Source organism: Alistipes indistinctus YIT 12060 (genome assembly GCF_025144995.1).
GTDB lineage: Bacteria > Bacteroidota > Bacteroidia > Bacteroidales > Rikenellaceae > Alistipes_A > Alistipes_A indistinctus.
In genome coordinates this window covers 1032288-1048831 of sequence record NZ_CP102250.1, presented here as the reverse complement: position 1 = coordinate 1048831, position 16544 = coordinate 1032288, and the positions used below count along the sequence as shown (strand labels likewise).

General features: G+C 56.6%; 11 protein-coding genes. 9 read left to right on the top strand and 2 right to left on the bottom strand.

Going from position 1 to position 16544, the window contains the following annotated elements; translation table 11 throughout:
• The first annotated feature begins 267 nt into the window (after positions 1-267).
• The 7 genes from greA to NQ495_RS04545 all read left to right on the top strand — a co-directional run bounded on the left by greA (position 268) and on the right by NQ495_RS04545 (position 10145).
• Positions 268-753, top strand: coding sequence for a transcription elongation factor GreA (gene greA / locus NQ495_RS04575; RefSeq protein ID WP_009134133.1), 486 nt, complete (start codon positions 268-270; stop codon positions 751-753).
• 474 nt (positions 754-1227) lie between these two features.
• Positions 1228-1500, top strand: coding sequence for an SGNH/GDSL hydrolase family protein (locus NQ495_RS04570; RefSeq protein WP_147513065.1), 273 nt, complete (start codon positions 1228-1230; stop codon positions 1498-1500).
• Positions 1501-1897: 397 nt separating this feature from the next.
• Positions 1898-5113 carry a glycoside hydrolase family 2 TIM barrel-domain containing protein gene (locus NQ495_RS04565; protein WP_370806508.1) on the top strand — a complete coding sequence of 1072 codons (3216 nt, stop codon included), beginning with the start codon at positions 1898-1900 and terminating at the stop codon, positions 5111-5113.
• 31 nt (positions 5114-5144) lie between these two features.
• Positions 5145-7949 (top strand): alpha-L-rhamnosidase, encoded by a 2805-nt coding sequence (locus NQ495_RS04560; RefSeq protein ID WP_009134136.1) that lies wholly within the window; start codon positions 5145-5147, stop codon positions 7947-7949.
• A gap of 144 nt (positions 7950-8093) precedes the next feature.
• Positions 8094-8342: a twin-arginine translocase TatA/TatE family subunit gene (locus tag NQ495_RS04555; RefSeq protein WP_009134137.1), complete on the top strand. Its 249-nt coding sequence runs from the start codon at positions 8094-8096 to the stop codon at positions 8340-8342.
• A gap of 28 nt (positions 8343-8370) precedes the next feature.
• Positions 8371-9225, top strand: coding sequence for a twin-arginine translocase subunit TatC (tatC, locus tag NQ495_RS04550; RefSeq protein ID WP_009134138.1), 855 nt, complete (start codon positions 8371-8373; stop codon positions 9223-9225).
• Positions 9226-9311: 86 nt separating this feature from the next.
• Complete coding sequence (locus NQ495_RS04545) at positions 9312-10145, top strand: formamidopyrimidine-DNA glycosylase (RefSeq protein WP_009134139.1); 834 nt, start codon at positions 9312-9314, stop codon at positions 10143-10145.
• A gap of 248 nt (positions 10146-10393) precedes the next feature.
• Here the strand turns inward: NQ495_RS04545 and NQ495_RS04540 are convergent, their stop codons facing one another.
• Together NQ495_RS04540 and NQ495_RS04535 are read right to left on the bottom strand one after the other, a co-directional pair.
• Positions 10394-11302: a GNAT family N-acetyltransferase gene (locus NQ495_RS04540; protein ID WP_009134140.1), complete on the bottom strand. Its 909-nt coding sequence runs from the start codon at positions 11300-11302 to the stop codon at positions 10394-10396.
• Between the two features lie 211 nt (positions 11303-11513).
• Positions 11514-12344 (bottom strand): 1-acyl-sn-glycerol-3-phosphate acyltransferase, encoded by an 831-nt coding sequence (locus NQ495_RS04535; protein ID WP_009134141.1) that lies wholly within the window; start codon positions 12342-12344, stop codon positions 11514-11516.
• A 101-nt stretch (positions 12345-12445) separates the two neighbouring features.
• Between NQ495_RS04535 and rsmH the strand changes: the two genes are divergently transcribed.
• On the top strand, positions 12446-13369 hold the full coding sequence (gene rsmH / locus NQ495_RS04530) for a 16S rRNA (cytosine(1402)-N(4))-methyltransferase RsmH (RefSeq protein ID WP_009134142.1): 924 nt from the start codon (positions 12446-12448) through the stop codon (positions 13367-13369).
• 165 nt (positions 13370-13534) lie between these two features.
• Positions 13535-16519 (top strand): tetratricopeptide repeat protein, encoded by a 2985-nt coding sequence (locus tag NQ495_RS04525; RefSeq protein WP_009134143.1) that lies wholly within the window; start codon positions 13535-13537, stop codon positions 16517-16519.
• Positions 16520-16544 lie beyond the last annotated feature (25 nt).

The following is a 16544-nucleotide window of genomic DNA, read 5'->3' as shown; positions in this document are numbered from 1 at the left end:
TTAAACAAAGATAATAAACCCCGGCGATATAGTCAACATTTCCTGTGCCAACTATTTTGCGAAGGGGACCATTCCCAGAGGCTGATGCCACGATGGCAATGGGGAAAGGAGGAGAATTATTTTTCGAAAAAATGAGGGGAGTTGGAAAATCGAAATTAAATGTTTAAGTTTGCCTTATCGGAAGAGTTCTGGCTCCCCTCTCAGGCGGGGAGTCGGGATTTTTTCTTTTTTTGCGTTTTATTTTACCTATTTAAATATCTCTTCACTATGGCATCAAAAGTAGTTCATTTGACAGAAGCCGGCTTGCAAAAAATCAAGAGCGAGTTGGAGCACCTGCGCTCTGTGGAGCGTCCTGCCATTTCGGCTGCGATTGCGGAGGCTCGTGACAAGGGCGACCTGTCCGAGAATGCGGAGTACGATGCGGCCAAAGAGGCCCAGGGGATGCTCGAGATGCGTATCGCCAAACTCGAGGAGATGGTGGCCAATGCCCGGGTACTCGATGAGTCGCGCATTGACACCAGCTCCGTACAAATCCTGAACCGTGTCACGCTCAAGAATATGAAAACCGGCAAAACCGTCGAGTATACGCTTGTTTCCGAGAGCGAAGCGAACCTCAAAGAGGGCAAGCTCGCGATCGGTACGCCGATCGCCCAGGCGCTGCTCGGCCACAAAAAAGGCGACAAGGTCGACGTCCAGGTTCCTTCGGGGATGATTCCCTTCGAAATTCTCGATATCGCGGTCGCGGATATGTAACGTCGGCCGTTGGCGGTTAACGGTATTGCAGTAAAGCCCGGATGATTTTCATCCGGGCTTTACTGTATTGTGTCGTTATTCCATAATGTAGTTGTTTTATGCGGTTGTTTCAATAAAAAATTGTAGTTTAGTTATCGGTTGGGAACGGAATATTTCAGGCGCAGGGCAAAATACCGGGACCGGCGAAGGCGGGAGGGTTGAATGTCGGGGCACACCCGAACGACAGGCTTGTACAGAAGAGTAAATTATTTTACCGAATATGGGGAATAAAAGATAGGACAACGTATAGGATACGGAGCGATTCTGGCGGTTTCCGTCCTGCTGCTGATCGAGGCGGCTTGCCGGATTTTCTTTTGGGAGCCCCTCTCCAGCGACACGCTTAAACCATTGGCCTACCGACCTGATTCGGTAGTGAATTACCTTATACCTCCCGAATCTGGATTTTCGAAGTAAGCGGCAATCGGTTTCATGTCAATGGAACAGGGATTCCTGGGCAGGGATTTTCCGGACAAATCCTCCGGCCGGTTCCGCATCGCTGTGACCGGGGACTCTTTCGTATCCGGTACGCTGACAATGCCCTATTATACCGCATTCGTGGAGGTGTTGCAAAAGATGCTCGACAGTGCGGGGTATCGGGTGGAAGTCCTCAATTGCGGTGTGGATGGCGGCGCCCGGGACTATGATATTTTTAAGATGATCCCATGCAAAATAGCGCCGTTGCAGCCCGATTTGATATCGGTCTCATAAATTTAAAGGCGGAGTTGGACCGGGAGCAGGGTGATTTTTTTCGGCACGATGCCCACCCCAGCCGGCGGGGAAACCGGAAAATCGCGGCCCGCTTCTGCGATATCCTGATCCGGCACGAACTGATTCCGCCGCAATACGGGCCGCAGGATTCAGCGACCGCTGTACGGGGCAAGCGATAAGATGTCGGATGCTCTGTTGTTACGGGTCATAGGTTACAGGGTATGTGAAAGCGTGTGTTCGACTGCTGCTGTGTCGTCGTTGATATGACGCGTCCCGCAGGGATGCGGCCCTGCGGGTCATTTTTTTGTGCTTTCAGTTTCGGTATTTATCATTATATTTGTTCTGTCCGGGTTTCCGCTTCGGAAAGGATCCCGAGCCTAACTTCTGAACTATGATACTGAAACGTTTTTCTATCTTCACCTTTGTTGTTTCACTTGCTTTATCCGCCGCGGCGCAGACCGGACGCGAATGGCAGGATCCCAATGTCAATGCGGTGAACCGAGAGCCGGTTCACACTTTTTTCCCGGATTATGCTCCTTCGCGGATCGTTGAAGTGTTGCCGGGCGGCGATCGGATCGAGACCTCTTCCGAATGGGTCAAATCCCTCAACGGACTGTGGAAGTTCAACTGGGTTCGCGATTTGGACCAGCGTCCGACGACATTTTTCGCCGAAGATTTTGACGATGCGGGTTGGGTGGATTTTCCGGTTCCCGCAGTATGGGAGTTGAACGGCTACGGGGATCCGGTCTATACCAACATTCCTTATGCCTGGTCCCGCCAGTTTGCCGATAACCCTCCTTTTGTCGAGGAACGGAACAACCATGTCGGCTCTTACCGCCGCGAGGTCGAGTTGCCGCAAGCGTGGGACGGCCGCGAGGTCTTTTTCCATATGGGATCGGCCACTTCGAACCTCTATCTGTGGGTGAACGGCAAGTTCGTCGGTTACAGCGAGGACAGCAAGATGGGCGCCGATTTCAATATCACGCCTTATCTCAAACCGGGTAAGAACCTGATCGCGATGCAGATCTTTCGCTGGTGCGACGGATCGTATCTCGAAGACCAGGATTTCTGGCGTCTGTCGGGCATCGGCCGGGACGTCTACCTGTATGCGCGGCCGGCACAGCGGTTCGGGGATGTGCGTATCGTTGCCGATCTCGACGCTTCTTACCGCAACGGTTTGTTGGCTGTCGAAGTGGCGGGCCGCAACGTTCCCGGCGGCAGCGTGAAGATGGTGCTCAGCGGTAAGGAGGGCGAGTTTGCTCCCGTTACCGCGAAACTCGATTCCCGCGACAGCTGCCGTCTGAGCATGCCGGTGAAAAATGTTCGTAAATGGAGCGCCGAGCAGCCGAACCTCTATTCGCTTGCTTTGACCCTTTACGACGCTTCGGGCAAGGAGTTGGAAACCGTCCGCCAGCGGGTCGGTTTCCGGAAGGTCGAAATGCGTCCCGACAAGGGGCAGATCCTGGTGAACGGGCAGCCGGTGCTGTTCAAGGGGGTCAACCGTCACGAGATGGACCCGCTGACCGGATACGTGGTTTCGCCCGAGCGGATGATCGAGGATATCCGCATCATGAAGGAGAATAACATCAATGCCGTGCGCACCTGCCACTATCCTGACGATCCGTTGTGGTACGAACTCTGCGATATTTACGGCATCTATGTGATCAGCGAGGCGAATGTCGAATCCCACGGCATGGGGTACGAGGAGAAGACGCTCGCCAAGGAGCCTTCCTACCTCAAGGCGCACCTGGAACGCAACGAGCGCATGGTGCGCGCGTTCAAGAACCATCCCTCGATCCTGATCTGGTCGCTGGGTAACGAGGCGGGCGACGGGCCCAACTTCGTCGAGTGCTACAAATGGGTCAAGGCTTACGATCCGACGCGGCCCGTCCAGTACGAGCGTGCGTTGCTGAACGACCATACCGATATCTACTGCCCGATGTATGCGACTTACGACCACATGGAGCAATACGCTTCGGGCGATGCATTGCCTGCTGCCGTCCGCACGGAGGATGCCTTGGTATGGGGAGATGTGGCTTTCGGGCAGGGCGGCCGCTCGTCCAAACAAGGCAGCTACCGTCCCCTGATCCAGTGTGAATATGCGCATGCGATGGGCAACTCGATGGGCGGTTTCGGCGAGTACTGGGACCTGATCCGCAAATACCCGAAGTTACAGGGCGGGTTTATCTGGGATTTCGTCGATCAGGGCTTCCGCAAGTATAACGACCGGGGCGATATGTTTTACGCCTACGGCGGCGACTACAATCCGTACGACCCCTCGGACAAGAATTTCAACTGCAACGGACTGATCAGTCCCGACCGTCGTCCGAATCCGCACATGGGCGAAGTGCGTTATTACTACCAGTCGGTTTGGACGACCCCCGGCGATATGGACAAAGGCGTGCTGAAGGTCTATAACGAAAATTTCTTTACCGATCTGTCCGGCCTTTACCTGGAGTGGGAACTGGTCAACGGGCCCAAAGGTTATGTGCTTTCGAAGGGGTTCGTGAATCAGCTGCCGGTTGCCCCGCAGCAGACAGGAACCGTTACGCTCGAAGGTTACAACGTGCCTGGGGGGAGTGAGGACGATCTCTACCTGAATGTCGCTTATAAACTCAAGCAGGCAACCGATCTGTTGCCTGCCGGTTATCCGGTGGCACGCCAGCAACTGGCGGTACGCTCCGGAACGAAACCTGCCGCCGGGTTCGCAGCCGATGCCGGTCGGGTAAAAACATATGAAAACATTGCGGTTTATGAGTTGACCGCAGGGCGGGTAAAGGCGGTGTTCAACCGCTCGACCGGCTGGCTCGACTCGTATAAGGCCGAAGGCGTCGAAATGCTTAAAGCGGGTTATTCGCTGCGCCCCAATTTCTGGCGTGCGCCGACCGACAACGATTTCGGTGCAAACCTGCAAACCAAGTATGCTGTTTGGAAGCAGCCCGCGATGGAGTTGCAGGAGATGACGCTCGCACAGGCGGGAGCCGGTGCGGGCAGTGCCGCCGTGACGGCACTGTATAAGCTGCCGGAACTCTCGGCGACGCTCGAAATGCGTTATGAAATGAACGGGGCGGGGCAGCTCTCCGTAACCGAAAAACTGACGGCAGATCCTGCTCGTAAGGATATCCCGGATATGTTCCGTTTCGGGATGCAGTTGGTGATGCCGGAGCATTTCGACCGGATCGTGTACTATGGCCGGGGCCCCGGGGAAAACTATACCGACCGGAAAAGTTCGACGTTTATGGGGTGCTACAGACAGTCGGTTTCGGAGCAGTTCTACCCGTATGTACGCCCGCAGGAGACCGGGTCCAAAAGCGATGTGCGCTGGTGGAAAGTGACGGATGCCGACGGCCGGGGCGTGATGTTTACCTCCGCAAAGCCGTTTTTTGCCACGGCGCTGCACTACCTGACCGGCGACCTCGATGACGGGGAGGTGAAGCACCAGCGCCATTCGGGCGAGTTGCACGAACGGGATCTGACCTGCGTGTCGCTCGACGGCTACCAGATGGGGCTCGGTTGTGTCGACAGTTGGGGAGCGCTGCCGCGTCCCGAATACCGGCTTCCGTACGGCGACTATTCGTTTACCGTCGTGATGACGCCTGTTAAGCAGAAATAGATTATTAACCTTAATTGATACCTGATTGCTTATGAAAAAAGTGCTGTTTGTCGCCGTTTGTGCGGCGTGGCTCGGATTCGCCTGCTCTACCTCGAAAGTGAAGGTGGATGAGTTGCGGGTCGAACTGCGTGAAAATCCGGTCGGGGTGGGAACGGCCCATCCGCGGTTTATGTGGCAGATCGAATCCGAGAAATCCAATGTGAACCAGGTCGCCTACCAGATTCAGGTGGCGGCCTCGGCCCAGGAATTGGAAAAAGGAAAGAACCTGCTGTGGGATTCGGGTTTTGTCAATTCGGACACTTCGCTGTTCATTGCTTACGGCGGATCTCCGTTGCAGTCCGCTACCGAATATTTCTGGCGCGTGCGTGTGAAGACCAACAAAGGGCGCACGGCCTGGAGCGAGACCGAGAATTTTGCGACCGCACTGCTTGATTCCGCCGCCTGGAAGGCCGAGTGGATCGGTATTGCGGGAGCCACGAATCCCGGCGAGGAACTTGGCGATTCGACTTCCAAAAAGGGGATACTCACCCGTTTGGCAGCTCGTTACCTGCGCAAAGAATTTCCTGTAAAGGAGGGTGTGAAACGTGCTGTACTTTACATTTGTCCCGGTGGGTCGGCCAAGAGCTACCTGAACGGCGAGCAGATTACCGAGGATGTCTTCGAGTCGATGCCGACACATGCCCCGGCGACGATGTACTACAACTCGTATGACGTAACCAAATTGCTCGGATTGGGGAACAACACGATCGGCGTAATCCTCGGCAACGGGCGGTTCTTCCCGATGCGCAACCCGGGTATCCGCGGTTTCGGCGTGCCCCGCCTGCTGGCGCAGTTGGAGATCGAGTACAAGGACGGAACCAAGGAGTTGGTCGTGACCGACACGACGTGGCAGGCCACGGCACGGGGGCCGATCGTCGCGAACAACGAGTTCGACGGTGAGGAATACAATGCCTTCAACGAACTGCCTGGGTGGAACAAAACCGGATATGAGACCAACTACAAATGGATGGCGGCTCAGAAACTGCCCGCACCGGGCGGCAAGTTGGTGGCACAGCCCAACGAGAACATCCGTATCATGGAGGAGATCAAACCCGTGGCGATCATGGAGCGGCCCAACGGTAACTATATCCTCGATATGGGACAGAACATGGTGGGGTGGCTGCATGTGAAGCTCAAAGGGCAGATCAAGAAGCCCATCACCTTCCGCTTCGCCGAGACGCTCCAGCCCGACGGTTCGCTGTTTACGGCCAACCTGCGTTCGGCCAAAGCCACCGATACCTATATCCCTGCCTGGGATGCCGAGTTCGAATGGGAACCCAACTTTACCTACCACGGCTTCCGTTACGTCGAGATATCGGGCCTGAGCTACAAACCTGCGCTTCACGTATTCACCGGTAAGGTGATTTACGACAAGATGGAGACGACCGGCGAGTTCGAAACCTCGAATCCGGTGATCAACCAGATTTACAAGAACGCTTACTGGGGTATTCGCGGCAACTACCGCGGCATGCCGACCGACTGCCCGCAGCGCGACGAACGCCTCGGCTGGCTGGGCGACCGCACGACCGGCGCACTGGGTGAGAGCTTTATTTTCGACAATGCGCTGCTGTATAAGAAATGGCTGCAGGACATTTACGATTCGCGCGATGCCCAGGGCCGTATTTCCGACGTATCTCCTCGTACGTGGACTGTTTACGGAGACGACGTGACCTGGCCGGCAGCCTACTTCTACGTAGCCGATATGCTCTACCGTCAGTTCGGCGACAAGAGCGGCATCGAGACCCACTACCAGGCGATGCGCAAGTGGATGCACTATATGCAGCAGAACTGTATGGAAGACAATGTGATCATTACGGACCGCTACGGTGATTGGTGCATGCCGCCCGAAAGTCCGGAATTGATCCATTCGAAAGATCCGTCCCGCAAAACCCGGCCTGAAATTCTGGGAACGACCGTTTATTACAGCCTGCTCCAGATGATGAGCCAGTTCGCCCAGTTAACCGGCAACGAGGCCGATGTAGCCGAGTACCAAGCGCTGGCAGCCAAAATGAAGGAGTCCTACAACAAGAAGTTCTTTAATTATGAGACGGCTCAGTATGGTAATAACGGCATGAAATCGAGCGGTAAAGGACTCGCTCCGGTGCTGACCCCCCAATTCGGCGATAACACCGTGACGGGTAACATTCTCTCGCTGCGTCTCGGCCTGGTTCCCGAAGGATATGAAGGCAAGGTATTCCAGAATATCGTTGATAAAACAGTGGGCGAGTTCGACGGCCACGTCAGCGTGGGCGTACTGGGGATCCAGCACCTGATGCGCGGTCTGACCGAGCACGGTGCGCAGGACCTCGCCTACAAGATCGCGACCAACGAAACCTATCCCAGCTGGGGGTATATGGCCAAGAAGGGCGCTACGACGATCTGGGAGCTGTGGAACGGCGATACCGGTGCGCCGAATATGAATTCGGGCAACCATGTTATGCTGTTGGGCGACTTGGTGATCTGGTTCTACGAAGACCTGGCCGGTATCCGCAACGATCCGCAGTCGGCCGGTTTCAAAAAAATCCAGATGGAGCCCGTATTCATCGACGGCCTCGACTATGTGAAGGCCTCTTACAAGTCGGTTTCGGGTGAGATCAAGAGCCACTGGAAACGTGAGGACGGCAATATCGAGTGGAAGGTGACGATCCCGGCCAATACGTCGGCTACGGTCAAACTCGCCGGTATCTCGGGAGTCGACTTCAAGAAGGACGCGGGAGCTTCGGAGATTAAGACCGCCGACGGAGCCACGACGATGAACCTCTGCTCGGGCGAGTACGAAATGATCCTCAAGAAATAGCCGCCTGATCTGCTGAGTAATGACAGCGCCCGGCTCCGAATACAATCGGGCCGGGCGTTTTTTCTGCCTGCAAAAAATAAAATGATCGTTTTTTATGTTATATTTGCAAACACATCCTGAAGAATTAACTAAAACCTAAATCTTATGTTAGCATTCATGTTGCCTCTGGGGGTCATCGGCCCGACTCAGATACTGGTCATCGTCATCCTGATTATCGTGCTGTTCGGCGGGAAGAAAATTCCTGAACTGATGCGCGGCATGGGACGCGGCGTGAAAGAGTTCAAAGACGCGGTCAACAAAGATTACACGGCTGAGAATACCAACGAAACGACTGCCCCGACCGCTCCTCAGGCTCCCCGGAACGAAACTACCAAAGACGACGCCGCCAAATAAACCTTGCGGATAAATCCACACGAAAGTTATGTCCGATAAACGGGAAAAGTCATCCGACAACGAGATGACTTTTTTTGAACATATCGAGGCGCTGCGTCCCCATTTGGTGCGGGGCGTGATGGCGCTGATCGTCGTGATGATCGCCGCTTTCATCGGTAAGAAATTCATCATCGATACCATCCTGATGGGGCCCCAGTCGCCTGATTTCCCGACGAACCGGTGGCTGTGCGACTTCTCGTACGCCGTTTTCGGCGATAACCGGGTTTGCATCAATCAGATGAAGTTCAATATGGTCAACACGGCGCTGGCCGGCCAGTTCAATCTGCACATGCAGGTGGCGTTGGCGACCGCCATTGCCGTGGCGGTACCGTACCTGTTGTGGGAGATATGGCGTTTTGTCGTGCCGGCGCTGACCGAACACGAACGCCGCAAAAGCAGGATGTTCGTGCTGTATGTGTCGCTTTGCTTTTTTGCAGGGCTCTGTTTTGGCTATTTCCTGATCGCTCCGTTGTCGGTCAGTTTCTTCGCCGGATACCAGGCGAGCCCCGAAATCACCAACATGATCGACGTGCGTTCGTACCTCTCCACGGTGCTGAGCGTGTCGATCGCCTGCGCGGTGGTGTTCCAGCTTCCGCTGCTGGTCTATTTCCTGGCGCGGATGGGATTGATCACCGCTTCGTTCCTGAGGCGCTACCGCCGTCATGCGCTGATTCTGCTGTGTATCATCTCCGCGATCATTACCCCGCCGGATATTTTCAGCCTGTTGCTGGTAGTGATTCCGCTCTACGGCCTGTACGAATGCAGTATTTTGCTGGCAGGGCGTGTCGAGCGGCAAAAGGCGCGTGAAGAAGCCGCTGAAAATGTTGCCGGTCCGGCCGCGTAAATTCCTGCCGGTTACCTGTTAATCGTCTTGCCGGTCTGCTGCGATATTGTTTACGGCTGATCGTTTCATAAACCGTCTTGTCCGCTATGATCGAAGCTCCCGAAGCCGTTTGCCTCTCCCGGCAGCTCAATGATGCTGTGTGCGGCAAGTATATCAGCGAGGTGGTGGTGTTCCATTCGCCTCACAAATTTACCTTTATTTCACCCGGAATCGATTACGAAGGCGTGCTTTTGGGTAAGCGGGTCGGGAAGGCCCGTGCGCGGGGCGGCATGGTGGAACTGGCAGTCGGAGAACGGGCGCTGCTGTTCAGCGACGGAGCGAACCTTACCTATCTCGAACCCGGTGCCGATTTGCCGGACAAGCACCAGTTGCTCATCGGGTTCGGGGACGAGAGTTGTCTGGTGGTGTCGGTGAGGATGTACGGCGGGGTGTGGTGTTTTTCACAGGGTGAGTTTCCCGGTCCGCTGGAGCCTTACTACCGCAGTGCGAAGGAGAAACCTCAGGTGCTGTCCGACGCTTTTGACCTCTCCTATTTCATGTCGTTGCTGGATGAACCGTCCGTGCAGAAAAAGAGCGCCAAGGCGTTCCTGGCCACCGGGCAGACGATTCCCGGTCTCGGTAACGGGGGGTTGCAGGATATACTTTATTGGGCGGGCATGCATCCCAAAACCAAAATTTCCGGATTGACCCGGCAGCAAAAAGAGCGACTGTTCCGGTCCGTCCGGGAGACGCTCCGGGAGATGCTGCGTCTGGGAGGCCGCGACTCGGAAACCGATCTGTTCGGCCGTCCCGGCGGATACCGTCCCCGTTTGTCCAAAAATACGGCAGGGGAGCCGTGTCCCCGTTGCGGTTCCCTGATCTGCAAGGAAAACTACCTGGGGGGCAGTATCTATTATTGTCCCGGTTGCCAGCCGCGATGATACGGCGAGAGGGTAAATACGGTGATATGACGATACGGGAATGCAGCGACGGGCTGCGGAATCATGCTAAACGCACGGTCGTCGACCGTGCGTTTTTTCTATTTGTGGCGGGGATACTTCACCACGGGTATCGGAACTGTCGCCGGATGTATGGAAAGGCGCTGCCCTGTACGGAGCTCCCGGACAATCGGGACGGGACGGTTATCCCGTTTTCTGCGGCCAGTTTATTTTGCGCTCGCCCCGTGTATTTAATCCATTATTTTGAAATGCCGTTCCGACTTGACCGGGTAGATGTCGCTGATCGTGATCAGGATGCCGGTCTCTTCGACCTCGCCGAAATCGGGGTTTTTGACGGTGCCGAACACCCGCATCGACGGTGAGATGTTCATGTAGGAGTTGATCAGCGGCGGAATGTTCTCGCGGCATTTGCGGATTTCGCGGGTCAGGATTTTGTAATCCTCGGCGTAGCTTTCTCCGCAGAAGACGGCTCCCATCGCTTCGTTGTCGATGTCGAGCTCGATCGGGTAGATCGGATCGACCAGCTTGTCGCGGTCCGGAAAGTATTTCTTCAGGAAATAGATCAGCAGGTCGCGCGCCTCTTTGTTGTAGTCGCCGTACATGGTCACCTTGCCGAAAAAATATTTCATGTCGGGGTTGGTGACGACCAGTGCGCCGAGGCCGTCCCACAGGTTGTCGAGCGAGTAGAGCCCTTTGGGATTTTGGCGGATCCCCTGGTAGAGCGGCTGTACGAACGAACGGCCCAGTTCGATGGTGTAGGGCAGGAATTCGTTGCGGAATTTGTCGCTGAAGCGGAAGTAGTGTTCGGTGGACATGTGCTTCGGATGCGGCGTGCGCGAGACGATGAAGCGGTACCCGCCGACGATCTCCTGCGCTTTGGGATCCCAGACGAACAGTTGTTGGTAGCCCTCTTCCGCCGTGTCCTCTGCATCGATGTCGACCGCTGCGCCGGTGCCGCCGCCTGCGTCGCGGAACGACAGTTCGCGCAGGCGTCCCAGTTCCTGCATGATGTTCGGGCTGTTGCGGGCCGTGACGACGTAGATTTCGTTGCCTCCGTTGTTGGTCTTGCGCAGTAGTTTGTCTGCTGTGAGTTCCTTCAGGATCAGGGTGCGATCCACAGGGTCTATGATGGGTATCATAAAAAGCGGTTTAGCATTGACAAATTTACACAAATCCTGAGAATAACCGCGCTGTCCCGCTTTTTTTTGGCTGAACTGAACGATTTGTTAACACCCTGACTGCATGCGGAGCATTGCACCCTTTCCCGGGAGAGTACTTTGGGATCGGATCAAGATGTTTGGAGAGAGGACGGAGACGGTGCGGGGCTGTGGTGACGTGCCGGGCCGGGTTCTATCGGTGTGCCGGACGCAGCGCATAGGCCTGTTCGCGGATTTGCTGTGCCAGCCGGACGGGCGGTTCTCCGGTGGCAAGCCGCTGCCACGGGACCGGTTCGCCGAAATAGATGTCGAAGTGGCGGCCGCGTTGGGAGAACATTTCGTCGGCCAGGTAGAGCATCTCGATATTGGCCTTGATACCCAGTGCGGTGCGAATCGACGAGAGGTTGTAGAAGAAGTTCGACAACTTCCCTTCGAAGTAGACCGGAACGATATCGCGCCGGCTTTCGATGGCGTTTTTGACGAAACTCGGTTTCCAGGGCAAGTCGCATACCGAGCCTTTGATGCGCCGCGAGCAAAGGCCGGCGGGGAAGGTGGCGATCTGCTCGTTGCCGGCAAGCGTTGCGCGGAACCGCTGCGCATAGTCGCTGTTTTGCCTGCCGTGCTTGTTCACGGGAATGAACAGCGGAGCCAGCGGTTTGAGGTTCATCAGGATGTCGTTGACGATGATGCGGCTCGAACCGAAATAGTTGTCCAGTTCGTCGCAGAGCATCATGCCGTCCATGCCGCCGAAGGGATGGTTCGAGGCGAAAAGGTAGCGCCCGTCGAGGGAAAGGCGTTCGAGGCCCACGGCGCGGTGGGTGATCTCCATGTAGTCGAGCGTCGAACGGACGAATCCGACAGGCGGCTGGTGCGAGAAACTCCTCAGCACGTAATTGACTTCGTCCTGATGCACGATCCTCTTGAGGTAGGCCTTGACAAAACGGGGCAACAGGCGCGCCAGACCTGGATTTTTGTCTGCGAGCACCTTGTCCACATCCACTTGCAGGGTATCGTTCGTTTCCACTCTTGTGACACTTGTTCCTGCAAAGGTAGAATATTGCCGTTTTATCCGCAAAAATCGGGTAATTTTTATACCTTTACGACGGATTTTTCAAGCTGTCCCGTATGAGTGTCTACCATGTGCCGGTTCTGTTCGATGAAAGCCTTGAGGGTCTTGCCATTCGGCCCGCAGGGATTTATGTCGACCTGACTTTCGGCGGCGGCGGTCATTCGCGCGGGATTCTCCACCGGCTCGGCCCGCAGGGGCGCCTTTTTGCGTTCGACCAGGACCGCGATGCACGGGCGAACCTGCCCGAAGATCCCCGGTTGACATTCGTCGAAAGCAATTTCCGCTTCATGCACACGTGGCTGCGCTATTACGGGATTGAACGGGTGGACGGCATCCTGGCCGATCTGGGCGTTTCGTCGCACCATTTCGATACGCGGCAGCGCGGTTTTTCGTTTCGCTACGATGCGCCGCTCGACATGCGGATGAACCAGCGGGCCCACCTGACGGCGGCCGACGTGGTGAACGGTTACGACCATGTCCGGTTGACGACGCTTTTGCGCGATTACGGCGAGCTGGATTCCCCGCACCGCATCACGCAGTGTATCGAACGTAGCCGGGCGGAACGGCCGCTGGCGATGATCGATGAGCTGATCGCAGCGGTAGCGCCGGTTACCCCGCGCGGCGGCGAGAGTAAATTCCTTGCCAAACTGTTCCAAGCGCTCCGGATCGAAGTGAACGGCGAAATGGAGGCGCTGAAGATGATGCTCGAACAGACCGTCCGCTCGCTGGCTCCGGGAGGGCGGCTGGCGGTGATTACCTATCATTCGCTCGAAGACCGGCTGGTGAAGAATTTTATGCGCAGCGGCAACTTCGGGGGAAAGGTCGAAAAAGATTTTTACGGCCGGGTGCAGACGCCTTTCGAGGTCGTTACCCGCAAGGCGGTTGTCCCGACTCCGGAGGAGATCGAACGCAATCCCCGTTCGCGGAGTGCGAAACTGCGGATAGCTGAACTGAGCGGGCCGCTGCGGCAGGAGTCGTGACGGGTAGCCGCGGAAGGAAATTGCTGCAAAGGAACATTCGTCCCGGCGGCGGGGGGACAGTGGTGAAACTGTGCCGGACGCACAGGTCTCCCGGTGACCGGGCAGGTGTACCATTGTGAACCGAATGAGGAAAACTATACAGATACAGCGTTAATTTTTGTCGATATGAAAAACAGATGGTTGTTGTCGGCGGCGGTGCTTTTCTCGGCCGTGTGCGCGAATCCCGCATCGGCTCTCGAACGCGGGCCGCAGTACCATTACGATAAGGGCGTGGAACTCTACGAGCGCCAGCAGTACGGTTCGGCGCTCGCCGAATTCAAGAAGGCCCTCGGGGCGATGTCCGTCGATGATGCCGGTTACCGGATGCGAGCCCGCTATTATGCTGCGCTCTGTGCCGCCGAACGCCAGCAGACGGGCGCCCGCGAAATGCTCGAACGGTTTGTCGAGGACTATCCCAATTCGATCTACCTGAACGATGTCCATTTCGCTCTCGGCACGATCCTGGAGAAGGAGGGCGACTACCAACGGGCCTACGAACATTTGCTGACCGTCAATCCCCACGAACTGCCCTATTCGCGCATCGGGGAGTATTATTACCGTACGGGGCATGCCGCCTACCAGAACGGCGACGAGGATAAAGCCTATTCTTATTTCCAGAATTGTACGACCGATCCCGCTTATGCGCCCCATGCGACCTACTACAAGGCCTATATAGATTATACGCGCGGCGATCTGGACGCTGCCAAAAGCGGTTTCGCCTCGATAGCGGAGCTGCCCGCCTATGAGCCGATCATTCCGTTCTACCTGTTGCAGATCGAATTCCGGCAGGGAAATTACGCCTATGTGGTCGAGCATGGCGTGCCGTTGCTGAACAAGGCGACCGGAGCCCGTGAGATCGAAATCGCCCGCATCCTGAGCGAAGCTTATTTCCGCCAGGGGCAGTACGCCGATGCACTCGCCCAGATCGAGAATTACGAAAAGCTCGGCGGAGAGATGGGCCCTGAGGAGCTTTACCTGGCCGGATACAGCAACTACAACCAGCTGTACTACACCAAGGCCAGCACTCAGTTGACGGACGTGGCTTCCGGGGGGGGCGAACTGGGGCAGAATGCGGCGTTCCACCTGGGCGACTGCTACCTCAAACTCGGCGATAAGCAGAAGGCACTGCGCGCGTTCGTGTTGGCTTCGGCATCCGATTACAGTCTCGAAATCAAGCGCGAGGCGATGCTCAACGCCGGCAAACTGCAATACGAGCTGGGCGGCGGCGCATTCAACGAAGCGATTACGACGCTGGCCGGCTATGTGCAGGCGTACCCCGATTCGCCGCGCATCGACGAGGCGCGTGAGCTGCTGTTGGCCGCGTACTTCAATTCGCGCAACTATGAGGCGGCCTATGAAGCCATTAAACAGGTGCGCGACCCGGACAACAATGTGAAGGCCGCGATGCAGAAAATCGCCTATTTCCGGGCGTTGGAGCAGTTCCAGAAAGAGGAGTATCCCGAGGCGCTCAGGATGTTCGATGTGGCCGATGCAAACCGGTTCAATGCGAAATATTCCGCACTGACGAAGTTTTGGCGGGCCGAAACTTACGCGCGGCAGGGCAACTATGCGCGTGCCATTCCGCTGTACAGGGACTATATCCAGCTTTCGCCCGGCACCGAGTATGAGAACAAGGTGGCTCATTACAATTTGGGGTATTGCTACTTCAATACCCAGCGCTGGGGCGATGCGGCGGCCAGTTTCCACAAGTTCCTGTCGGTCTATCCCACGCGCGACAACCTGCGGGCCGATGCTTACAACCGGCTCGGCGATGCGGCATTTGCCCAGCGCGATTACCGCGAGGCGGTCAATAACTACGACCAGGCGATCCGCCTGAATGCGCCGGCGACCGACTACGCGCAGTTCCAGCGCGCGGTGATGCTGGGCCTGCTGGATCAGCGCGACCGCAAGATCGAGTCGCTCAGGGATATCATCTCGTCGGGCAAGGGGGATTATGTGGACGATGCGATGTACGAACTGGGCCGCACCTACGTGCAGACCGAACGTTTCAACGACGGTGCGGCGGTGCTCAAGCGGCTGACGGCGACCTATCCCGAATCGCCCTATTATCTGCCGGCTCTTTCGCAGTTGGGACTTACCTACCAGAACCTCGGCAACGGGAACGAGGCGCTGCGCTATTACAAACAGATCGTTGCCGAGTTCCCGTCGTCACGCCAGGCGAAAGATGCGATGCTGAGCATCCGGAATATCTACGTGGACAATAATGATGTGGACAGCTATGTGGCGTTTGCCCGGGAGAGCGGGGTCGAAACGAATGTGACGATGGTCGAGCGCGATTCGCTGTCGTACACTGCGGCCAACCGTGTTTACCAGAACGGCGACTATGCCCGGGCGCTGACGTTGATGGATAACTACCTGCGCCAGTATCCCAAGGGCTCGTTCCGTATCGAGGCGCTTTATGCGTTGGGCGATTGTTCGCTGCGCGAGGGGAACCGGGCCGGTGCGCTGGCCGCCTTCGAGGAGGTGGGCTCGATGCCGATGAGCGAATACAAAGTTCCCGCACTGCAACAGGCTGCCAAAATGCAGGTCGAGGACAAACATTATCCACAGGCGGCGGCTTTGTACAAAACCCTTTCGACGGTGGCGATCAAGTCCGCCGATATCGCTTCGGCATTGGGCGGTTACCTCAGTGCGGTGATCGCGACGGGTAATGTCGCCGAGATGGGCCGGGCTGCCGACGAGGTGCTCGCCTCGCCGTACGTGACGGCCGACCTGACCCGTGAGGCCAACTTTGCGAAGGCCCGCGCGCTGCAGGCCGACGGACACGACGACGAAGCACTGAAACTCTACCGCCAGGTGGCAGTAGAGCGGACGCGGGAAGGGGCCGAGAGCCGCTACCGGATCGTGTCGATCCTGTACAAACAGGGCAAGCTTAAGGAGGCCGAGGCCGAAGTGTTCGCGCTGGCCGAGCAAAACTCGCCCTATCAATACTGGACCGGTAAGGCGTTCCTGATTCTGGGCGATATTTACGTGCAGCAGAACGACGCGTTCCAGGCGAAGGCGACTTACCAGAGCATCGTGGACGGCTACACCGACAAGACCGACGGCGTGGTAGAGGAGGCCCGGCGCAAGATGAATGAACTGAAATAGCGAGATTGAACCGGATAACGAGTTT